The sequence below is a fragment of the Vreelandella sp. DA03-1M genome (assembly GCF_055725665.1).
Map to the genome: position 1 here is coordinate 3293171 of NZ_CM146798.1, position 19674 is coordinate 3312844.

A 19674-nucleotide genomic window follows, 5' to 3' on the forward strand; every position below is an offset into this window, starting at 1 on the left:
TGCTGCCCACATTAACTATTGGATGGCTTAAAAATCCCGGCCAAACGCTCGCGCTCGTCCTCTTCATAAAAACTCGGATCATCAAATAGATCGCGCTGAGTATCATCGAAGATCATTTCTAACGCCCCTGCACTGCTTTGTACCATCGGCTCAAAATGCGCGGTGTGGGTAATCAATGCCGTCACATGGCGGCGACGATAAATGGCGTACAACCCCAGCAGTGTAAACACACAGGCAATATAGATCGGTAGGCCTTGGCTACCCACTGCCGTCATTAGTGAGCCCGCCGCAATCGGCGCCACTGCACAGCCAGCGCCATGCATTACCAGCATATCCGCCGAGCCGGAAACAATTTCATCCGGGTGCAGTTGGTCGATCAGTTGGGCCACCGCCAGCGGATAGAGCGAAAACGCCAAACCACCCCAGATAAAATAGAGCCCCAGCAGCACTTCATGGCTGGGCGCAAAGGGCATACCCGCGGCGATTAACGCCGCTAAGAGCACCACCCAGGTCATTACTCTGGGGCGGTCATGTTTGTCAGAAAAACGCCCAATCGGGATTTGTAGTAGTGCACCGCCAATAATCGCTACGCTCATCACCAGCCCAACGCCGCCAATATCAAACCCCAGCTGCGTCGCATACACCGGGGTCATCGACCAAAAAGCCCCCATCGCGAGCCCCGATAATGCCGCGGATGCCACGGCCAGCGGTGCAAAGCCCAACAGCGCCTTTAAGCTGCTTTTAGGGCGCTCAGGGATTGTAGGCTGCACGCGACGCGTCAGAGTAATCGGTAGCAGCGCCCAACTGATCAAAATAGCAATGACCACAAAGAGCAAAAAGCCTTGCGTTGAGGAGAGCCGCAGTAACTGCTGAGCAGTGGCTAAAGCGCCCAAGTTAACCACCATATAAACCGCGAAAATTCGCCCCCGCTCATGGCTAGCGGCTTGGCTATTTAGCCAGCTCTCAATCACGGTAATTAAGGTAATAAACGAAAGTCCGTAGACCACCCGCAACGGCAACCATACCCAAGGGTTAACAAAGATAAGGTGCAAAAGCGCTACCGATGCACAAATAGAGGCACAGAAGCCAAAGGTACGGATATGACCTATACGACGGATCAAGCGCCCGCTCACCCAGGTGCCGCAGATAAAGCCAACAAAGTAGCCGGACATGATTATCCCAAGCACCGCACTGGAAAAGCCCTCATCAGTCCCCCGCAGCGTTAGCAGCGTATTCAGCAAGCCGTTGCCCAGCAGCAACAACGCCACGCTCTGCAGTATCGATTTAACCGGTTTGAGCATTGCCAATGAACGCATTGCGTTTCCTCGCAGCAGACAACTTAAAGTTCATCAAAAAAGTTCATGCAGAAAGTAGATGCATAAAGAGTGCCACTGAAAGCGTTCACAATAACCGTTGACAAGCTAACGTTCTTTATATAGAACGTTCTATATAAAGAACAGCCGGACACCAGACGATGGATCAGCTCTCCCTAAGCACCTTAGGTCAACATTTACAGTCATTGCGATTAGCGCGGGGTTGGTCACTTTCTCAGTTAGCCCATGACGCGGGCATTGCCAAATCTAATTTGTGCCGTCTGGAGCAAGGGAACGGCAATCCAACGCTGGATACTATCTGGCGCTTGGCGGTGCAGCTCAACGTGCCTTTCGGCACAGTGGTGGCGCCCATTACCGTACCGCTAGGCGAAGATGGCGTACAAGTGCGCTTAATTGATCAAGGCAAAGATACCCCCCATGTGGATGCCTATTGGATGCGCTGCGCGCCCCACACCCTTCGCCGAGCCGAAGCCCATACCGCCGGCACTCGCGAATCGCTGACGTTGATTAGCGGTTGGCTTGAAGCCGGGCCAGAAGGGGCCACTACCCCGCTTCAGCCAGGAGATACGATTACCTTCGCCGCCGACCAGCCGCATCTTTATCGTACCCAAGAAGCAGAAGCCACCTTGATGATGACCATTACTTACGGCATAAAAGGCGAAACGCCATGAACCACTTTGCCAACCACTCCCCCATCCGCCACGCGTTCAAAGGCGTGCGGGAAGCCATTCCCCTGCTGGGTGGCTATATTCCTGTTTCGCTCTCGTTTGGGTTAGTCGCCACTCAGGCGGGGTTTAGCATGTGGGAAGCCGCCGCTATTTCAGCGCTGATTTACGCCGGCGCCTCGCAGTTTCTATTTGTTGGCATGGTGGCGGCGGGCTCTCCGCTTTGGCTGGTGATTGCGATGACGTTACTGATTAACGTACGCCATGTAGTTTACGGACCGAACCTGGCGGCTTTATTACCGCGCAGTCGCCACTGGCCCTGGCTGATGCATGGCTTAACCGACCAGGTATTTGCCCTGGCGCTTACGCGGCTTCCACAGTTGCCTGCCCCTGAACGATTTGGCTGGTTTGTCGGCGCATCGCTGCTGGCCTGGGGGGTGTGGATTATCGGCACCATGGTCGGCGCCACGGCGGGTGAAACGTTAACCGCCCGCTGGCCACTACTCGGTGAAGTGATGCCCTTCGCCCTACCCGCGCTGTTTCTGACCATGGTCGCGCCGCGCTTTACCGACAAACGCTGGGCATTGGCGCTGAGCTGCACCATTATCGCTGCGCTGTTGTTTACCTTTTTCGGTTGGAGCAACGTGGCCATTCCGCTGGCCGCCGCCTGCGGCGCGATCTGTTTCTATATGGTGAAGTTTCAAACGAGGAGATGTAACCCATGAGCAGTGCACTCTGGCTAGCCGTCGTGGTTTCAGCACTGGGAACTCTGCTCATGCGCGTAGTGCCTTTTCTATGGATGCAGCGCCGTTTAAACAGTGCGACCGGGATTAATAACATGCCCCAGTGGCTCGGCATTCTGGGCCCGTTGATGATTGCTGCGGTACTGGGTGTTTCTATCATGCCGGTTAACCCAAGCGCTGTTTCCTGGATCGCAACCGCAATTGGGTTATCGGTCACGTTGTTGGTTTGGTGGAAATTACGCTCACTAGGCTGGCCGGTGGCTGCTGGGGTAGCGGTATTTGGGTTAGTGCAGGTGATCGCCTACATTTGATAATGCTTTGCATTAGCTTTTACCTCATGCCATCATTCTGGCTCTTGTATTCGAGCCTATCGTAAAGTGACATTAATGTTAAAAGCGCGCACCCATCGCAGGAAGTTTTTAATGAGTGTGTTGCTGTTAACGGTGACAGCGCTCACTTCTTTTATAGCGGCTGCGGACACGCCGAACAGCCCACCTGAGCCGCCAAGCATTGTAACGCTCTACCAGGGCGCAACCGATAGCGCCGTCGCCCTTGGACTGACGCCAATTGGCGTGGTCGATTCCTGGCTGGAAAAGCCCATGTACCGCTATCTGCGTGATGCGCTTGATAGCGTCGAGCATGTGGGACTGGAAACTCAACCGAACCTGGAAAAGATTGCATGGCTTAATCCTGACCTGGTCATTGCCAGCGACTTTCGTCACGCGCAAATAGCACCGCTACTTAACGCTATTGCCCCCACGGTATCAGCGCCTACGGTGTTTAACTTCAAAACTGCGCTCACGATGGTGGCTAATGCTACGGATCGCGAGGCTGAAGCCCGTGAGTTACTACAGCACTGGGACGCACGCGTTGTCGATTTTCGCCAGCAAATTGCCGTCAAGCTCGGCAGCGAGTGGCCGCAAAAAGTGGCCGTGGTGCGTTTTAAAAGCGACCACGTACGTATCTATACCAGCGGCTTTGCAGGCTCGATTCTCAAGGAGCTGGGCTTTGAGCAACCGGAGACACTGCAAAGCCAGCGTTGGGGAATGAAGCTTTCCAGTACTGAAAACATTCCGGTGCTGGATGCCGATGCCCTGTTTATTCTGCTTGAGCCAGATGACCCTGCGATAGCGGATAATTACCAGCACTGGGCCTCCCACCCTCTCTGGCAACAACTCTCAGCGGTACAAAGCGGGCGCGTATTTGAAGTTGATCCGGTCAGTTGGATGATGGGCGGCGGCATATTGGCGGCCAACGCTATGCTGGATGATTTATATAGCCGATATGGGTTGTTGCAGCCCGGCGCGGCGCAGCATCAAGCTTGCCTGACTCGCTCCTCAGATCATGGGAAGCCTGCTTCATGTTAAACAGCGCCGCTGCAAAAACTCTTGGCCTGCTTCTCGGCGCGCTGGTGGCGCTAGGCGCTTTCTTTGCCAGCGTTATGTTAGGCACAACGGAGATCGCTCTCTCTTCTCTGTTCCGTTCGCTCACCCATTATGATCCTACCAACATCGCCCACATCATTCTTTTAACTGAACGCTTACCCCGTGCGGTGGTTGCCGCGCTGGTGGGTGCTAGCTTGGCGATTGCCGGCGCACTGATGCAGACCATGACGCGCAACCCGTTGGCGTCACCGGGCATTTTGGGCATTAACGCTGGCGCAATGTTTTTTGTGGTGGTCGCGGTCTCCTTGCTACCGCTGCACACCCCCGCTCACTACATTTGGGCAGCCCTTCTGGGCGCACTCGTTGCGGCCATACTGGTAGTTTTGCTCAGCCGAGGGTCTCATGGCGAACTTTCCCCACTACGGGTTGTGCTGGCAGGCGTTGCGGTAACGGCGATGTTTGTGTCATTCAGCCAAGGGCTGTTGGTGATTGATCAGCAAAGTTTTGAAAGCGTGCTCTACTGGCTGGCAGGCTCGGTGTCGGGACGTGATCTTTCATTGGTAGCGCCCTTACTGCCGCTCTTCGGCGGAGCACTGCTGCTCAGTGCACTGCTGGTACGTCACGCCAATGCGCTGTTACTGGGCGATGATATGGTCACCGGGCTCGGCATGCAGGCCACCACTATCAAGCTGCTGCTCGGGCTGATTGTGATTGTGCTGGCGGGCAGTTCAGTGGCATTGGCGGGCATGATCGGTTTTGTCGGCCTGATTGTGCCCCACATGGCGCGGGGAATATTCGGCATTGATCATCGCTGGCTACTGCCTGCCTGCGCCTTACTTGGCGCCTGTTTGCTGCTGCTGGCCGATCTGGGTTCGCGCTTTTTAATGCCACCCCAGGAGATACCGGTCGGCGTGATGACTGCGCTGATCGGCACGCCCTTCTTTATCTATCTGGCGCGACGCAAAATGGCTGGCCAATGAGAGCAGACGCTACGTTAACCCTCAACAGCGTAATAAACAGCGACAGTCATCGCTTACTGCGTCGCCTGCTGATACTAAGCTTTTTATTGCTAGCAAGCGCCGGGCTGTCGCTCTGTTTAGGCAGTTTTCCTACGCCACCGCTGCAGGTGCTAAACACGCTGGCGGCCCCACAGAGTAGCGATATTGCCTTTATTATTTGGGAGCTGCGGCTGCCACGCATTGCGCTGGCGATACTGGTCGGTGCCGCCCTGGCGATAGCAGGCGCGATTCTGCAAAGCATCGTGCGTAACCCGCTGGCGTCACCGGATGTGATCGGCATTACCAGCGGAGCGGCGCTGGCGGCAGTGGTGTTCCTGTCGCTGCTCAGCTCGACACTGAGCATCCACTGGCTGCCCGTTGCGGCCATGCTGGGAGCACTGGTTTCTGCATTGCTGGTAGTTAGCCTTGCTTGGAAAAGCGGCATTAGCCCATCGCGCATGGTGCTAGTCGGCATTGGCCTGGCCGCGGCCATGGGCGCTGGCACCACCCTGTTAATCGTCATCAGCGATGACTCTGCCGCCATGACCGCCTATGTATGGCTCACCGGTAGCCTTTATGCGGCACAATGGAACGATGTGTGGGGGCTATTGCCGTGGCTAGTCGTCGCGGTGCCTATCAGCCTACTATTCGCCCGCCATGCGGATGCCATGGCCCTAGGTGATAGCGTTGCCGAAGGGCTTGGGGTGGCGATTCTGCGCAGCAGATTGGTATTGCTGGCCTGCAGCGTGGCACTGGCCGGGGCCGCCGTGGCGTTTGCCGGCGGCTTAAGCTTTGTAGGCTTAATTGCGCCCCACTTGGCGGCCAAGCTGGTGGGGCGCAACCTAGCCCGCTTGGTGCCTGCATCAGCGCTGGTTGGCGCCTTGATTGTGCTGTACGCAGATCTGCTGGGTCGGGTAGCGTTTTTGCCCAAAGATTTACCTGCGGGTATCTTTGTTGCCGGGATAGGCGCGCCCTTCTTCGTTTATTTACTGCATAAATCGCGAGCTCGCTTTTAAAGCGAATTGACGAAAAAAAGCGGCGCCCCAAAGGCATCGCCAAACAGTAACGAGCATAGAAAGCGGTGAATTAGAACTCTAGCTGATACCCCAGCGTGAAGGTGCGGCCTCGCCCAGTGAAGTAGTACTCGTCGCTGATGCGTGCGGCTTGGGAGTAATAAGTAATATAATCTTCATCGGTGAGGTTTTCGATGCCCACGGATACCCTACCGGTGGGCAGGCGATAAGCTAGAGAAGCATCTACTAGGCCGTATCCGTCAAAATCAAGCTCAGGATTATCGACGCTGCGATCAAAGTAGTAACTACCCTGTAAGCGCGTAGAGACGCGGTCATTCCAGGTAGCACTCCAGCCCAGCTTAAGCGTGTCGGGCGCGATATTAATACCGGTCAGCTTGGTGTCTACGCTGCCGTCGCCATCCTGATCCGACTCGCCCTCGGTGTGGGCATAAGAAAGCGATAGATCGTGCTTATCCGCCACCTGCATGTCGCCGGTAACCTCAACACCTTGGATCTCAGTCTTCTCCCGGCTACCTACCCAGGTGCCATTCTGCTCGGTAAGCCGCTGGCCGTAATCCGAGTTGGACTCGTAGTAGCTGATCTCTAGCCCGTAGCCATCCCAGTCAAAACGCGCCCCGATTTCCCGGTTATCGGTCACGATAGGCTGAAGTTGCAGCAGGGTATCCACATCCTGGCCCGCCGTGCTAATACCCCGCAGCACCCGTCCCACGTCGGGCATGCCAAACCCTTCCGAGTAGTTGGCATACAGCTGTGCCCAATCGGTGGCTTGATAGGTTAAGCCGACGTTGTATAGCGTCTCATCGTAGCTTGGATTGCCACCATCAACGGTAACGTTGTCTTGAGTAACGTTGCTGCGGTCAATGGTCTGAAAGGTGTCCACCTCAAGCTCAGCATGCTCGTGACGCACCCCTGCGTGCAGTGTGAGCGGCTCCGCGAGCTTAAACTGGCCCTGCAGGAAAGGCGCCACATTGCGATAGCGGCTTTCCGGCACATAGGTGCGCCCGGTATGCACCAGCATCTGTCTTGTCTCATCTTCCAGCACATCCAAACCCACCGTCACACCTAAACGGTCGTCCAGCATGCCAACTCGGTTCAAGGTGAATTTGGCCCCCTGTTTATCGGACTCATTGCGCGTTTGGTCGTATTGGGTATCCCCGCGCTATCCAGATAGGGGAAATACGGGGTGGTGGCGAAGCGGGCACGAAAGCGCTGGTGATAGACCTGGGCATCCAGCTCGTTACCAAACCAATCCGCGTGGGAGTATGCAAGCCGCGCCGAGGTCACTTCATTAAATCCAGGCTCGCCGTCACGGCTGCCTTTGCGCGCCGTGGTCGGAATACCGGCGGAACGGTCTCCTGCTACCGGCACGTAGTCGTTACCCTCTTCCAAATCGAAGTGGTTAATCGAGGCCTCAATATTCTGGTTGTCGTCGATCCAATAACCCAGTTTGCCGAAAAGATCGTAGCTTTCCGAGTTTTGCAGCTCGCCTGGGTAGGCGATACCGACAACCTCATCGTTGCCATCGTAAAAGAGCCCACGCTCCTGACGTGTCGCTGCGGCAACGAAATCCCAGTCGCCTTGCTGGCCGCTAATGCGGTAGTCCAGCTTGTGGCCCAACCCATCCGACTGGAGATCATCATCCATGGTCAGGCTAATGCCTGCGTGCTGGCTAATGCCTCCGCCCTCGGCACGCCGGGTCACCAGGTTGATCAAGCCACCCGTAGCGCCCAAACCATGCTCGGCGCTGGCGCCATGGATTACTTCAATACGCTCAACCATGGAAAGGTCAATGGTATAGCTATCCCGCGCGCTCTCGCGCAAAGGGTTGGACTGCGGTACTCCGTCAATCAGGAACAGGGCATCGCGGCCGCGGAATGTTTCGCCCCCGTTCGAGAGCTTTTGTCGGCTGGGAGAGTAAGAGGGAATAAGGTTACTGAGCACCTGGCCTGGGTCATCAGTAATCGCCAGCTGCTGCTCGATCTGTTCACGGGTAATGATCGTAACCCGCTGCGGCGTTTGGCCCGCTTCGCTATGGCTACGGCTGGCCGTGACCACCATGGTCGAGTCGGCATCCCTGGCGCCACTTTGCGGTTCTGTGGAAGCAGACTCCTGTCCATAAGCGTGACTGGCAGCTACCAAACCTGCGAGTGTCACCGTAGGCCAAAATACCTGACGTTTCTTAGTGTACATCTAGTTTTTATCCCCTTGCTTTTGAGTGAACCTTTACTTCAAAACGTAATCTACATCTAAATGATAATGATTATTTTATACGTATGAGAACACAGAGGTCTACTCAACTGGAGCGAACCGTTCGTTAAATTGCTGACTTGACAGTCGCAAATATTGAAAATGAGAATATTTTAGCTTACGGTTCTGCCTGTTTTAATAACCCTATGAGCACATCCATGGCCCACTCTTCCCATCCCCATCAGCCACCTCGCTTAAAGGGCGAAGCGCTGCACGCAGGCTACGACAATCGACGTGTACTGGATGGTGTCGACATCGCGATTGAGGAAGGCAAGCTCACCGTGCTGCTGGGGCCCAATGGGAGTGGCAAGTCGACGCTGCTAAAAACCCTTGCGCGCACACTCACACCAACTGGCGGGAATGTGTATTTGGACGGCAAGGATATCCATCGCAGCAAGACGCGGGAGGTCGCCAAGCGCTTGGGGATTCTGCCTCAAGGCCCGGTAGCGCCCGAAGGGCTGAGCGTAAAGCAGTTAGTGGGGATGGGACGATTTCCGCATCAGGGGTTATGGCAGAAAAATGCTCAGCAGGACGCCGATGCCATTCGCGAAGCGATGGCTTTTACCCATGTGACTGAATTTGCTGATCGCTACGTAGACGCCCTTTCCGGCGGCCAGCGCCAGCGCTGCTGGATTGCCATGGTGCTGGCCCAGCAAACCGACCTGATTCTGCTTGATGAGCCCACGACGTTTCTGGATCTGAAGGTACAGGTAGATTTGCTAGAGCTACTCTCGCGCCTAGCCCATGAGCAAGGCCGCACCCTGCTACTGGTACTCCACGACCTCAACTTGGCTGCTGCCTACGCTGATCAGTTAGTGATGATGTGCGATGGCCGTATCGTCACCAGCGGCGGGCCTAGCGAAGTCTTTACCACAACCAATCTCAATCGCGTATTCGACCTAGATGCCCATGTGATCCAAGACCCCGAAAGCGGCAGCCCGATTTGTGTGCCGCGTAAACGGCGCCAAGCCGCCAGCGAGCCAGGGGCGGTTGTTAGCAACGCTGTGTAGGTGAGCCAAGGTGAGAGGAATTCACTCAAGCACAAAAAAGCCCGGCAATAGGCCGGGCCTTTAGAGCATTAACGCCTTACCAGCTGTATTTCACGCTGCCAATCACGCTGCGGGACTCGCCGTAGTAGCACCAGTATTCACAGCTTGCTACGTACTCTTTATCGGTAAGGTTATTAACGTTGACCTGAGCTTCCCAACCATCGGCAAACTCATAGCCCACCATCGCATCAACCAGCGTATAACTATCCACTTCTGTGTTGTCCGCGACGCTGGTATCAACGGTGCTGCCTACATAACGCACACCACCGCCAAGAGTAATGCCATTCAATGCACCGCCGGTAAAGGCATAATCCAGCCAGGTAGAGGCTTGATGACGCGGGATTAACGGCGCGCGATCATCGTCTTCTAAGCGAGAATCTGTATAGGTGTAAGCTGCCGTAACTTTTAACGCATCGGTTAGATAGCCAACGCCTTCCAACTCAAAGCCCTGCGAGGTGCGTTCACCTTCTTGCACCTGGAAGCCTGCTGGAGAGTTAACCAGCGTATTGCTCTCTTCCAAATCAAACAACGCCGCCGTTACGTAACCATCCCAACCAAAGGGAGCTACCTTAACGCCGGCTTCCCACTGACGACCTTCACGGGGGTCGTAAAGATCACCAGCGCTGTCAACGCGACCGACTGGGTCAAACGACTCGGTATAGCTGATATAAGGGTTTACACCGTTTTCACCCAGATACATTGCGCCGCCTGACCAAGAAACTTGGTCATCATCTGAACGCTGAGTCGATCCCGCCGTTACGTTACGGTTATCAGTTTCGGCTTGGTCATAGCGTACGCCGCCCAACAGCACCCAACGGTCATCGATACGAAGCTGATTTTGAGCATATAAACCAGTCTGCTCTTTATCGATTTCTCGTGTTAACAGATCTTCCTGGGCGATTGGCGTAAAGTTGCCGTAGGTTGGGTTAAAAATGTCAATCGGCTCACCGAACGCGTAGTCGTCCCCTTCCTGACCACGCAGGCTTAGGTTCTGATAATCAACGCCCAGCAGTAATGTGTTCTCAGTGCGATCACCGTACCAGGTACCTACCATGCGATTATCGACGGTCCAGCTATCGATAGAACCGTCACGATATACCAACCCTCTTGAAGCACGGCGATCATCGACCATAAAAAGCGCATAGGTGCTGCGCAGCTCAAGATCTAACTCGCTATAGCGTAAATCTTGTTCAAATGCCCAGGTGTCATTAAGGTCATGACGAAGCTCATAGCCTAACCCCCACTGAGTCCGCGTATCCTTATCGTAGCCTGGCTCGCTCAAATTGGTCTGAGGGTCGACCCGGCCGAAAGGTGTATCTTGTACGGTGCCGTAGGGTAGTTTAAATCCGTTAACCGGAACGCCGTCATCTTTTTGCACGCTGGCTAAAAAGGTAACAGTCGTATCTTCGCTAAAATCAACCGCTAGGCTTGGCGCAAAGTAGTAGCGTTCGTTATCCGTGGAGTCTAAATCGCCATCACGCTCTTTATAGAGCCCTACTAGGCGATAGCGTACATCATCTGACTCACCCAACGGCCCGCTGGTATCAATCCCTACTTGGCGATGGTTGCGGTTACCAAGCTGCAAATTAACTTCCCCTTGGGGCGTCTCGGTAGGGCGTTTGCTAACCGCATTGATCAAGCCACCAGGAGGCGCCTCGCCGTAGAGAATCGATGAGGGCCCTTTAAAGACATCCACCCGTTCAAGGCCATAAGGCTCGGGTAGCCACTGATAGAACCCTTCACGGTAGATGCGTAGACCATCTTGATAAGTAGACTGATCAAAACCACGAACCTTGAACCAATCGGTATTGTTATCGCTACCATAGTGGCCAGACAAAACGCCCGCCCGATAACGGAACGATTCATCTAACTGCTGAACGTTACGGGTTTCTAACTCTTCACGGTCAACGCTCGAAACCGGGCGCGGCGTTTCTACCAGCGGCGTGTCCACCTTCAGCGCGGTAGCAGTTACTACCACGGTATCATTGGAAGTAGTCTCTTCCTGAGCATAGGCAGATGTACAAAGGAGCACCGCGGTAACGGGGATCAGCGCGGATATTGAGCGCGCCAAGGGGCGACGAGCAAACGGTAGACGAGGCATGAGCAGGACTCAGTTAGAATTAGCGACAAGAAGCAGAATAAATATCATGATAATAGTTGTTATTAGCATTTATGATAGCGCTATTGAGTTGTTTTGATCAATGCTTCGCGGCGGGAATTTTGAGTGGTTTCTAATAATGGATCAATCAAGTGCAGGGGAAAATCAATCATGTATCTCGACTGCCACGAGTTTGATGGCAATCGAAATTTGAGAAGAGAGACGCCGCGTTCCCTGCGGCGCGAAGTGCAACATCCTGCTTAGGCATATCCGCTGCCACACTCATAGGTACCCTAAAGCGTATATTCAAAAGTGACTGTACACTGGCGAACACGGGATGAGAAAAATCCTTTACCGTCTAAGCTTTATTGATACGGCTCGCATTTTCGATACTTACCAAGCTTCCTTATGTGCGTCAGTGTACAGAGTTTGCCTATCGTCACTTTATATTTAGCGGCATGATGTTTAACGACTTGAGATATCAGGAAAAAGTACTTGAAAACGAGCATTCTACACAGGCGATGTGTATTAGAAGCTGAGCGATAGCCAGCAAAGGGGGAAGAGATTCAATGCTTGAACTTAGCAATTTCCAGCAGAATGCCCTGCTAGGTCTGCTGCCGGAAGAGGAGCTTTCACGTCTATTGCCCCATTTAGAAAGGGTAACGCTAACATTAGGCCAATCGCTGTCTGAGTCTGGGCAGCAAATGAAGTATGTCTATTTTCCGCTGGATTCCATCGTCTCGTTGCTGTGTGTAATGGAAAACGGCGCCTCTACGGAAATCGCTGTTGTCGGCCATGAAGGGGTTGTTGGCGTATCACTGTTCATGGGCGGTGAGACCACACCCAGTCGAGCAATTGTTCAAAGTGCTGGGCTGGCGTACCGCCTTAAAGGCCAACTACTCAAGAACGAATTCTACCGCGCCGGTCCCATGCAACGGCTGCTGCTCCGCTACACCCAAGCTCTGCTAACACAGATGGCTCAAACGGCGGTATGCAATCGCCACCACAGCGTTGACCAGCAGCTATGTCGCTGGCTACTCCTCAGCCTTGACCGCCTACCGGGCGATGAATTGGTCATGACGCAAGAGCTGATTGCCAACATGCTGGGCGTTCGTCGTGAGGGAGTCACTGAATCGGCGGGCAAACTTCAGCGAGCCGGTCTTATCTCTTACAACCGTGGGCGTATCAAGGTTATTGACCGACCAGGACTAGAGGCACGGGTTTGCGAGTGCTATGCCGTTGTCAAAGATGAATACTACCGTCTGTTAAATCACCATAATGTGATGTGAATAAAAGGCAGCATCCCTTTTAAAACAGGCATTATCCCGCTATGTACGCTAGCGTGCCGACCTTAATTGACTCACTGTTAATATGCAGACAGTTCGTCAGCGAGCAATGACGGCCTATCTGCAGCCGACATCAAAATGATAGATAACGTCATTATGCCGTTTGCCAGGTTCCTATAACCGGAGAGGCACATGACGTCTATTTTAAACGTTCCAAATGCCAACCAACTGCTTGCAGGGCTTCCGGCTATCGAACGGAATGCGTTTATGACGGCGTGTGAAAGCGTTGAGCTGCAGTTTGGCGAAGTGCTTCTCCAGCCCAGGAACCTATTACCCACATTTACTTCCCAATCGACAGTTTTATTTCCCTGATTATCGTCATTGTTAATAACCACCGATTAGAGGTAGCGATGGCGGGCCGTGAAGGTATGCTCGGTAGCTCCCTGGTGCTCGGCGTCGAAGAGCCCCCACTGCTCGCTCTGGTACAAGGTTCAGGTTCAGGTTCAGGTTCAGCCCTACGCCTCACCGCGGACAGCTTTCAGCGGCTTCTCTTGGATAGCCCGGTATTACATCAGCGCCTGAAGCGATATCTCTATGTGGTAATGAATCAACTGGCCACCTCTTCGACCTGTAATCATTTCCACCGCATTGAGGCGCGCCTGGCCCGATGGTTACTGATGACCCAAGACCGCGCCGAAACGGACCAACTGCAGTTAACCCATGAATTTCTGGCCATGATGCTCGGCGTAAGACGGGCGGGTATGACACTGGCAGTAATTGCCCTGCAGGCGCGCGGCTTGATTCGTTATCAACGCGGCGCGATCAAAGTGATTGATCGGCCGGGCCTGATTGAAGCGTCCTGCGAATGCTATAGCGTCGATTGCGCGCTCTATACCAAAATGCTGCCGGTTTTATAACCGTGATGGAGTTGGCTAAATTACATCAGCTCTCATACTCGACTTGTCCGTGCAATTCCCCTTGGAACTTGTAAAACACTAAAGATAAAAACCCGCTATGGCGGGTTTTCAAAAAAGATCATCGTCAAATGAACAGGCATTATGCACAAGTCACCCCTGATCATTTGACGGAAGCCGTCACGTACGGCCCGAAGATATTCGGTTGACACTTTGTTGCCACTTTGATGAAAAGTACAGCGAGGAGGGGATAAAGCGAGGATAAGTCATTGAAAAGTGGTGGGCCCAGTAGGACTTGAACCTACGACCAAGGGATTATGAGTCCCCTGCTCTAACCAACTGAGCTATAGGCCCGAAAAGCGTGCATATCATAGCGAATGTGGCCGGGTGAGGCTAGCCCCTTTGCGCTATCTTGATGTCATTACGGCACTTTATGGGGATTGGGCAGTCTGGTGAGTAGTTCTTTATGCGGAGACGCGCTGTGAAAGCATTGATTGCTCTATTCCCCTTATTGTTGGCGCTGCCCGTGCACGCTGATTGGCAGCTTGATCCTGGCCAGTCGCGGGTGCAGGCATCGATTACACAGTTGAACGGCGAAGCACCGCAAACTCATCACCACCAAGTGCGTGATCTGCAGGGTGATATCTCCAGCGATGGCACCCTGCGCTTACCGTTAAAGCTCAGCCAAACCGATGTGCTGGAGCGCTTTGGCGAGCTTCCGCCGTGGGTAGGCTTGCTGGCGAACACCACCTTGGTGACGCTAGAGGCGCAAATGCCGCCAGAGCGGTTGGACGGTTTGGATATTGGCGAATCGCTGGTCGAGACTCTAACTTTTCGCGTTCAGTCTGACATGATTAATCAGCAGGAGTCCGTGCCGCTGCGCTTTACCCGGGAAGGACTAAATGCAATACGCGTGACTCACGCGGAGCCAATGGCAATGGATGGCCGTGCTTTGATGGCCAACAGCACGGTGCGTACCGTGCTGTCGATGCTGGGCTATAAGGAGATTGACGAGCATGTGCCCGTCACTCTCAATGCGCTCCTGGTTAATAGGTAATAGTTAATCGGTAGTCGTTAACAGTTAAAGATTAACGACTGAGTGCTTCTACATCCCCCGCCTGGGCTTCGCCGGTTTGTACGCGCCACTGGGCGGCATAGTGGCCGTTAGCCACCAGTAGGCTTGAGTGGCTGCCCCGCTCAGCCACTTGGCCTTTCTCGATCACCACGATCTCATCGGCATGCACGATGGTCGAAAGCCGGTGGGCAATCATAATCACCGTGCGGCCATGGGCGATGCGCTTGAGCGAGCGCTGAATGGCGGCTTCGGTTTCGTTATCCACCGCACTGGTGGCTTCATCCAGCACCAAAATAGGCGGGTCTTTAAGTAGAGCCCGCGCTAAAGAAAGCCGCTGGCGTTGGCCGCCGGAAAGCCGCACGCCCCGCTCCCCTACTGGTGTATCCAACCCTTGGGGCAGCGTTTCGATAAAGCTCCACGCCTCGGCGGTTTTGGCGGCGTCGATAATTTCAGCTTCATCCGCATCGGGCTTACCGTAGGCGATATTGTCGCGAATGCTGCCTTCGAACAGGTAAACGTCCTGGCTAACCAGGCCAATCGATTGGCGTAGCGAGTTCATGCTGACATCGATAATCGGCTGGCCGTCGATGAGTACTCGTCCGTTTTCCGGGTCGTAAAAACGCAGCAGCAGTTTGATCAGGGTCGATTTGCCCGAGCCCGTCGCCCCAACCAGCGCCAAAGTGTTGCCTGCCGGTGCGTGTAAATGAACGTTCTCCACGCCAACGCCGCTGGTGGCGTAGTGAAAGCTCACATTGTCGATGGTCACTTCGCCGCGCACCGGCTGAGCGAGCGGTGTGGTGCTGTCGTCTTTGACCGTAATCGGCACTTCGAGCAGATCAAGGATGCGCCGCGTGCTGGCCATGGCGCGCTCAAACAGGTCGATCACTTGGGCCAGGCCGGTGAGTGGCCAGAGCAGCCGCTGGGTCAGAAATACCAGCACGCCGTAAGCGCCAACATTCAGCGAGCCGTTGAGCGCCATCATGCCGCCAACGGTAAAGGTGGCGAGAAAGCCCGCCAAAATCGCCATGCGGATGACCGGAATAAAGGCGGAGCTAACCTTGATCGCGCGGCGGTTGGCTTCAACATAGGCTTCGCTAGCATCGCGCAGGCGCTCGGCTTCGCGGTCTTCGCTGGTAAAACTTTTAATCGTGGCAATGCCGCTTAGGTTGTTGGATAACCGGCTGGCCAGATCCCCCACTTTCTCGCGCACATCGCTATACAGCGGCCCGGCCTTGCGCTGGAAGAAGAACGCACCCCAGATAATCAGCGGAATCGGGGTAAATGCCAACAGCGCAATCAGCGGTGAAAGCACAAAGAACACCGCGCCCACTGCTATCACCGTGACGACCACCTGAATCAAGGAATTGGCGCCACCGTCCAGAAAGCGCTCAAGCTGATTGACGTCATCGTTCATGGTGGCCACTAGCTGGCCGGAGCTTTTCGATTCAAAGAACGCCATATCGAGGCGCTGGGCATGCTCGTAGGTATCCTGTCGCATATCTGCCTGTAGCCGCTGGGCCAGGTTGCGCCAGAGGATTTGGAACAGATACTCGAACAGCGATTCTCCTGCCCAGATAACGAACGTCAGCACTGCCAACATGGTGATCTGCTGCTGAGGCGTTTCAAATCCCAAACTCGCCACAAAGCTCTGCTCTTGGTTGACCACCACATCAATGGCGACACCAATCAAAATCTCGGGGGCAATATCAAACAGCTTGTTGATAACGGAACAAGCGGTGGCGGCCATGATGCGTCGCCGGTAGCCTTTGGCGTAGCGCAGCAGGCGCACCAAGGCTTGAAAACTGTGTGCAGGAGAGGACACAAGTATTCCTTACTGAGTGATTATCGAGGCATTAGAGTAATGAAATAGCCCCGCTATCTCTAGCGGGGCATCCGTTTTTAGCAGGCATCCATGGCGCCAGCCCGGCCGTTGGCCTAATAAGTGGGCTCTGAACAGCGCCTCACGTTAGCCAACAAGGGGCTGCCGGTATCGGGGTCGATGAGTAGCGTACAATCGACTTGATAGAGCGTGCGCACCAGATCAGGCGTCACCACCTGCGCGGGCGGTCCTTGCGCAACAATCTGCCCTTCGCGCATGGCGATGAGATGGTCGGCATAGCGGCAGGCACTGGCAAGGTCATGCAACACCATCACGACGGTGCGGCCATGGTGAGCAAGGTGTTTGACCAACTCAAACACTTCAATCTGATGCCCTAGATCCAGTGCGGAGGTGGGCTCGTCCAGCAGCAGCAGCGGGGTTTGTTGGGCGATGGTCATGGCAATCCAGGCGCGCTGCCGCTGGCCGCCGGAAAGCGCATCAATTGGCCTGTCCGCGAGCGGCTCAAGCCCTGCGGCTGCCAGTGCATGCTGAACCACGCGCTGATCCTCCGCCGACCATTGGCGCAACCAGCCCTGGTGGGGCTGGCGGCCAAAGCGGATTAGTTCGGTCACGGTCAAGCCTTCCGGCGCTACGGCCTCTTGGGGCAGCAGCGCCAGCTGAGTGGCTAACTGGCGAGTGGGCAGGCGTTGAATATCGCCACCGTCCAGCAATACCAGCCCGCTATCAGGTTTATGCAGGCGCGCAAGCCCGGCCAGTAGCGTCGATTTTCCGCACCCATTGGGGCCCACAATCGCGGTCACTTTGCCGCTGGGTAGAGCGATATCCAAGCCGTTGATCACCTGCCGGGCGCCATAGCTCATGCCGAGTGATTGGGTCGACAGTGACGGTAACGCAGAGTTGGAAGGTTGGCTCATGTAAAGCTCCGTTGAGGACGCATTAATATCCAAAGTAACCACGGCCCGCCGACCACGGCCGTGACAATACCGACCGGAATCTCAATCGGCGCCAACAGTGTGCGCCCGGCCAGGTCAGCCAGCACCATCACCAAGGCCCCTGCCAGCGTTGCCGCCGTAATCGGCACTCCGCGCGAGCTCGACAGCGAGCGGGCAATCTCTGGGCCAATCAGCCCCACCATGCCAACAGGCCCTGCCACCGCGACGGCCAGGCCGGTCAGCGCAACCGAAAGCAGCAACACTTCTAATCGACGGCGTTTAACATTGACCCCTAAACCACTGGCGGTGGCATCTTTAAAACGTAGCAACGTAAGCGAACGAGCTAACATCAGCGCTGTGATCAAACCTAGCACTAACCCAAACATCAGCAGTTGTAGCGCGCCGCTGGGGCGGGCATTGAGCGAACCGACGGTCCAGGGGTAGGCGGCATTGGCGGTGTCGATCGCCACGCGAGCGAGAAGTAGCTGAGTGACAGCGCCAAACACGGCACCAACGCCAATGCCCGCAACGATAAAGCGATAGCCCTGGGTGCCGCTGCCCGCCGCCAAGCCAAACGTGAGCACCGCGGCGGTGGTCGCCCCGGCTAATGCCATGGCGGGGGGCGCAATGGAAACGCCGATGCCTACGATGGAGGCCACCGCAAACGCCGTCGCGCCATTATCAATGCCGATAATACCGGGGGTCGCCAAGCGATTGCGGGCTAACGTTTGCATCAAAATGCCGGCCAGGGCAAAGGCCGCACCGGTGCAAGCGGCGGCGGCTAACCGCGGCAGGCGGAGCTCCTGCACCACGAAGTTCGCCATCATATCCGCCTTGCCAAACAGCGCATGCAACACCGCCATCGGGGCGACGTTGACGCTCCCCAGGCTCAGGTAGAGCACACTGGCCAACAGAAACGCGCCTAACAAGCTCGCATTGACCGTTACCGCACGCCGCTCCAGCAGCACACTTTGGTCGCCATGGCGGCTTCGCCAGCATAAGCGCCAATAGCCTTGGGGTGGCGAAATGGGAATACGAGCCGGTCGTGTAGAAGCGGCATCGAGAGCAGAAGAGCGGACTGGGGTAGGTTTCATTGTTCCACTCATAGCATCGGCAAACGGCGTGCACGCACCACCGCTATGAGCACGGGCGCACCGCATAGCGCGGTGAGTACGCCCAACGGCAGTTCTGAAGGGGCAACGACGACACGAGATACAATGTCCGCCGACAACACCATCAAAGGACCAATGGGAAGGCAGAACCATAGCGTGCGACGAATATCTGGCCCGGCAAACGCGCGCGCAACAAACGGCACGACCAGTCCAACGAACGCGATGGGCCCTGCAATAGCGGTAGCCGCGCCGACCAAGAGCGCCACACAAGCAACCACCAACCAACGAATAAGGTTGGGGTGGTGGCCCAACCCCGAGGCAACCCGTTCCCCCAGTGCTAAAGCGGCTAACGGCCGGGCGATTAGTAATACGATAACGGAAGCGACCAGCATACTGGGCAGCACCGAGAGCAGGTCGTCCAAGCGGCGGCCAGCCAAACTGCCAATGACCCAAAAGCGAATTTCATCAGCGGCGCGCTGGTCATAAAGCAGTATCAACGAGGTGAGGGACGCCAGTAGCCCCGAAAACGCAGCGCCAGCAAGCACGAGCCGTATAGGGTCGTTACCCACACCGCGAAAACGCGCCACGCTCAATACACACACGCAACCCATCAAGGCGCCCAACTGAGCAACGGAAATGCGCAGCGTGGCTGCACTGGCCCCCAACACCAAGGCCAGTGCCACGGCAAAGGCCGCACCCGCGCTCACCCCTAATAAGCCTGGCTCAGCCAGCGGGTTACGCGCCACCGCTTGTAACAGCGCCCCCGCCACGCCTAGCGCCATGCCCACCACAATGCCTATTAACGTTCGCGGTGCGCGCAATTCCCAGACAATAAAGTGTGCTTCACTGTCTTGGGAACCGCTTAACAGCGCCATGGCTCTACCGGGCCCAACGCTGCCCGCGCCGATCAACAGGCTAACGAGGCTCACCGCCACAAGGGCGGTGAGCAGGAGCAGCATTAA

16 protein-coding genes, 1 tRNA gene and 1 pseudogene are annotated in these 19674 nt (G+C 55.5%); 10 read left to right on the plus strand and 8 right to left on the minus strand.

Annotated features, from left to right (window positions below; genetic code table 11):
• Nucleotides 1-11 precede the first annotated feature (11 nt).
• Nucleotides 12-1316: an MFS transporter gene (locus ACXUPB_RS15460; RefSeq protein WP_179916424.1), complete on the minus strand. Its 1305-nt coding sequence runs from the start codon at nt 1314-1316 to the stop codon at nt 12-14.
• Between the two features lie 158 nt (nt 1317-1474).
• Between ACXUPB_RS15460 and ACXUPB_RS15465 the strand changes: the two genes are divergently transcribed.
• The 6 genes from ACXUPB_RS15465 to ACXUPB_RS15490 all read left to right on the plus strand — a co-directional run bounded on the left by ACXUPB_RS15465 (nt 1475) and on the right by ACXUPB_RS15490 (nt 6141).
• The gene (locus ACXUPB_RS15465) at nt 1475-2005 is read left to right on the plus strand and encodes a helix-turn-helix domain-containing protein (protein WP_035559814.1); all 531 of its coding nucleotides are present in this window, start codon (nt 1475-1477) and stop codon (nt 2003-2005) included.
• Nucleotides 2002-2724 carry an AzlC family ABC transporter permease gene (locus ACXUPB_RS15470; protein WP_035559812.1) on the plus strand — a complete coding sequence of 241 codons (723 nt, stop codon included), beginning with the start codon at nt 2002-2004 and terminating at the stop codon, nt 2722-2724. The genes ACXUPB_RS15465 and ACXUPB_RS15470 overlap by 4 nt, the downstream gene beginning before the upstream one ends.
• A complete protein-coding gene (locus tag ACXUPB_RS15475) occupies nt 2721-3053 on the plus strand; it encodes an AzlD domain-containing protein (RefSeq protein ID WP_035559810.1) in 333 nt (110 codons plus the stop codon). Before ACXUPB_RS15470 ends, ACXUPB_RS15475 begins: the two co-directional genes overlap by 4 nt.
• Before the next feature lie 111 nt (nt 3054-3164).
• On the plus strand, nt 3165-4109 hold the full coding sequence (locus ACXUPB_RS15480; RefSeq protein ID WP_472953304.1) for an ABC transporter substrate-binding protein: 945 nt from the start codon (nt 3165-3167) through the stop codon (nt 4107-4109).
• Nucleotides 4103-5107, plus strand: a complete 1005-nt coding sequence (locus ACXUPB_RS15485; protein ID WP_179916423.1) for a FecCD family ABC transporter permease — start codon at nt 4103-4105, stop codon at nt 5105-5107. Before ACXUPB_RS15480 ends, ACXUPB_RS15485 begins: the two co-directional genes overlap by 7 nt.
• On the plus strand, nt 5104-6141 hold the full coding sequence (locus ACXUPB_RS15490; RefSeq protein WP_179916422.1) for a FecCD family ABC transporter permease: 1038 nt from the start codon (nt 5104-5106) through the stop codon (nt 6139-6141). Before ACXUPB_RS15485 ends, ACXUPB_RS15490 begins: the two co-directional genes overlap by 4 nt.
• A 70-nt stretch (nt 6142-6211) precedes the next feature.
• On the opposite strand, the pseudogene ACXUPB_RS15495 reads toward ACXUPB_RS15490, so the two are convergent.
• Nucleotides 6212-8349, minus strand: a pseudogene (locus ACXUPB_RS15495) (TonB-dependent receptor).
• A 215-nt stretch (nt 8350-8564) separates the two neighbouring features.
• Here ACXUPB_RS15495 and ACXUPB_RS15500 point away from each other — a divergent pair.
• Nucleotides 8565-9416, plus strand: coding sequence for an ABC transporter ATP-binding protein (locus ACXUPB_RS15500; RefSeq protein ID WP_472953308.1), 852 nt, complete (start codon nt 8565-8567; stop codon nt 9414-9416).
• Between the two features lie 76 nt (nt 9417-9492).
• Here the strand turns inward: ACXUPB_RS15500 and ACXUPB_RS15505 are convergent, their stop codons facing one another.
• Nucleotides 9493-11556: a TonB-dependent siderophore receptor gene (locus ACXUPB_RS15505; protein WP_472953310.1), complete on the minus strand. Its 2064-nt coding sequence runs from the start codon at nt 11554-11556 to the stop codon at nt 9493-9495.
• A 566-nt stretch (nt 11557-12122) separates the two neighbouring features.
• Here ACXUPB_RS15505 and ACXUPB_RS15510 point away from each other — a divergent pair.
• Both ACXUPB_RS15510 and ACXUPB_RS15515 read left to right on the plus strand, forming a co-directional pair.
• On the plus strand, nt 12123-12842 hold the full coding sequence (locus ACXUPB_RS15510) for a Crp/Fnr family transcriptional regulator (RefSeq protein WP_035559797.1): 720 nt from the start codon (nt 12123-12125) through the stop codon (nt 12840-12842).
• Nucleotides 12843-13249: 407 nt separating this feature from the next.
• The gene (locus ACXUPB_RS15515) at nt 13250-13756 is read left to right on the plus strand and encodes a Crp/Fnr family transcriptional regulator (RefSeq protein ID WP_472953313.1); all 507 of its coding nucleotides are present in this window, start codon (nt 13250-13252) and stop codon (nt 13754-13756) included.
• Nucleotides 13757-14030: 274 nt separating this feature from the next.
• Here the strand turns inward: ACXUPB_RS15515 and ACXUPB_RS15520 are convergent.
• Nucleotides 14031-14107: transfer RNA gene (locus ACXUPB_RS15520), tRNA-Ile, on the minus strand.
• Nucleotides 14108-14219: 112 nt separating this feature from the next.
• Between ACXUPB_RS15520 and ACXUPB_RS15525 the strand changes: the two genes are divergently transcribed.
• Nucleotides 14220-14810 carry a hypothetical protein gene (locus tag ACXUPB_RS15525; RefSeq protein ID WP_179916022.1) on the plus strand — a complete coding sequence of 197 codons (591 nt, stop codon included), beginning with the start codon at nt 14220-14222 and terminating at the stop codon, nt 14808-14810.
• Nucleotides 14811-14841: 31 nt separating this feature from the next.
• On the opposite strand, the gene ACXUPB_RS15530 is transcribed toward ACXUPB_RS15525, so the two are convergent.
• The 4 genes from ACXUPB_RS15530 to ACXUPB_RS15545 all read right to left on the minus strand — a co-directional run bounded on the left by ACXUPB_RS15530 (nt 14842) and on the right by ACXUPB_RS15545 (nt 19671).
• Nucleotides 14842-16650, minus strand: coding sequence for an ABC transporter ATP-binding protein (locus tag ACXUPB_RS15530; protein ID WP_472953317.1), 1809 nt, complete (start codon nt 16648-16650; stop codon nt 14842-14844).
• A gap of 113 nt (nt 16651-16763) precedes the next feature.
• Nucleotides 16764-17582, minus strand: coding sequence for an ABC transporter ATP-binding protein (locus ACXUPB_RS15535; protein WP_472953320.1), 819 nt, complete (start codon nt 17580-17582; stop codon nt 16764-16766).
• Complete coding sequence (locus tag ACXUPB_RS15540) at nt 17579-18694, minus strand: FecCD family ABC transporter permease (protein ID WP_339934936.1); 1116 nt, start codon at nt 18692-18694, stop codon at nt 17579-17581. Before ACXUPB_RS15540 ends, ACXUPB_RS15535 begins: the two co-directional genes overlap by 4 nt.
• Nucleotides 18695-18702: 8 nt before the next feature.
• Nucleotides 18703-19671, minus strand: a complete 969-nt coding sequence (locus ACXUPB_RS15545) for a FecCD family ABC transporter permease (protein WP_472953323.1) — start codon at nt 19669-19671, stop codon at nt 18703-18705.
• Nucleotides 19672-19674: the final 3 nt, after the last annotated feature.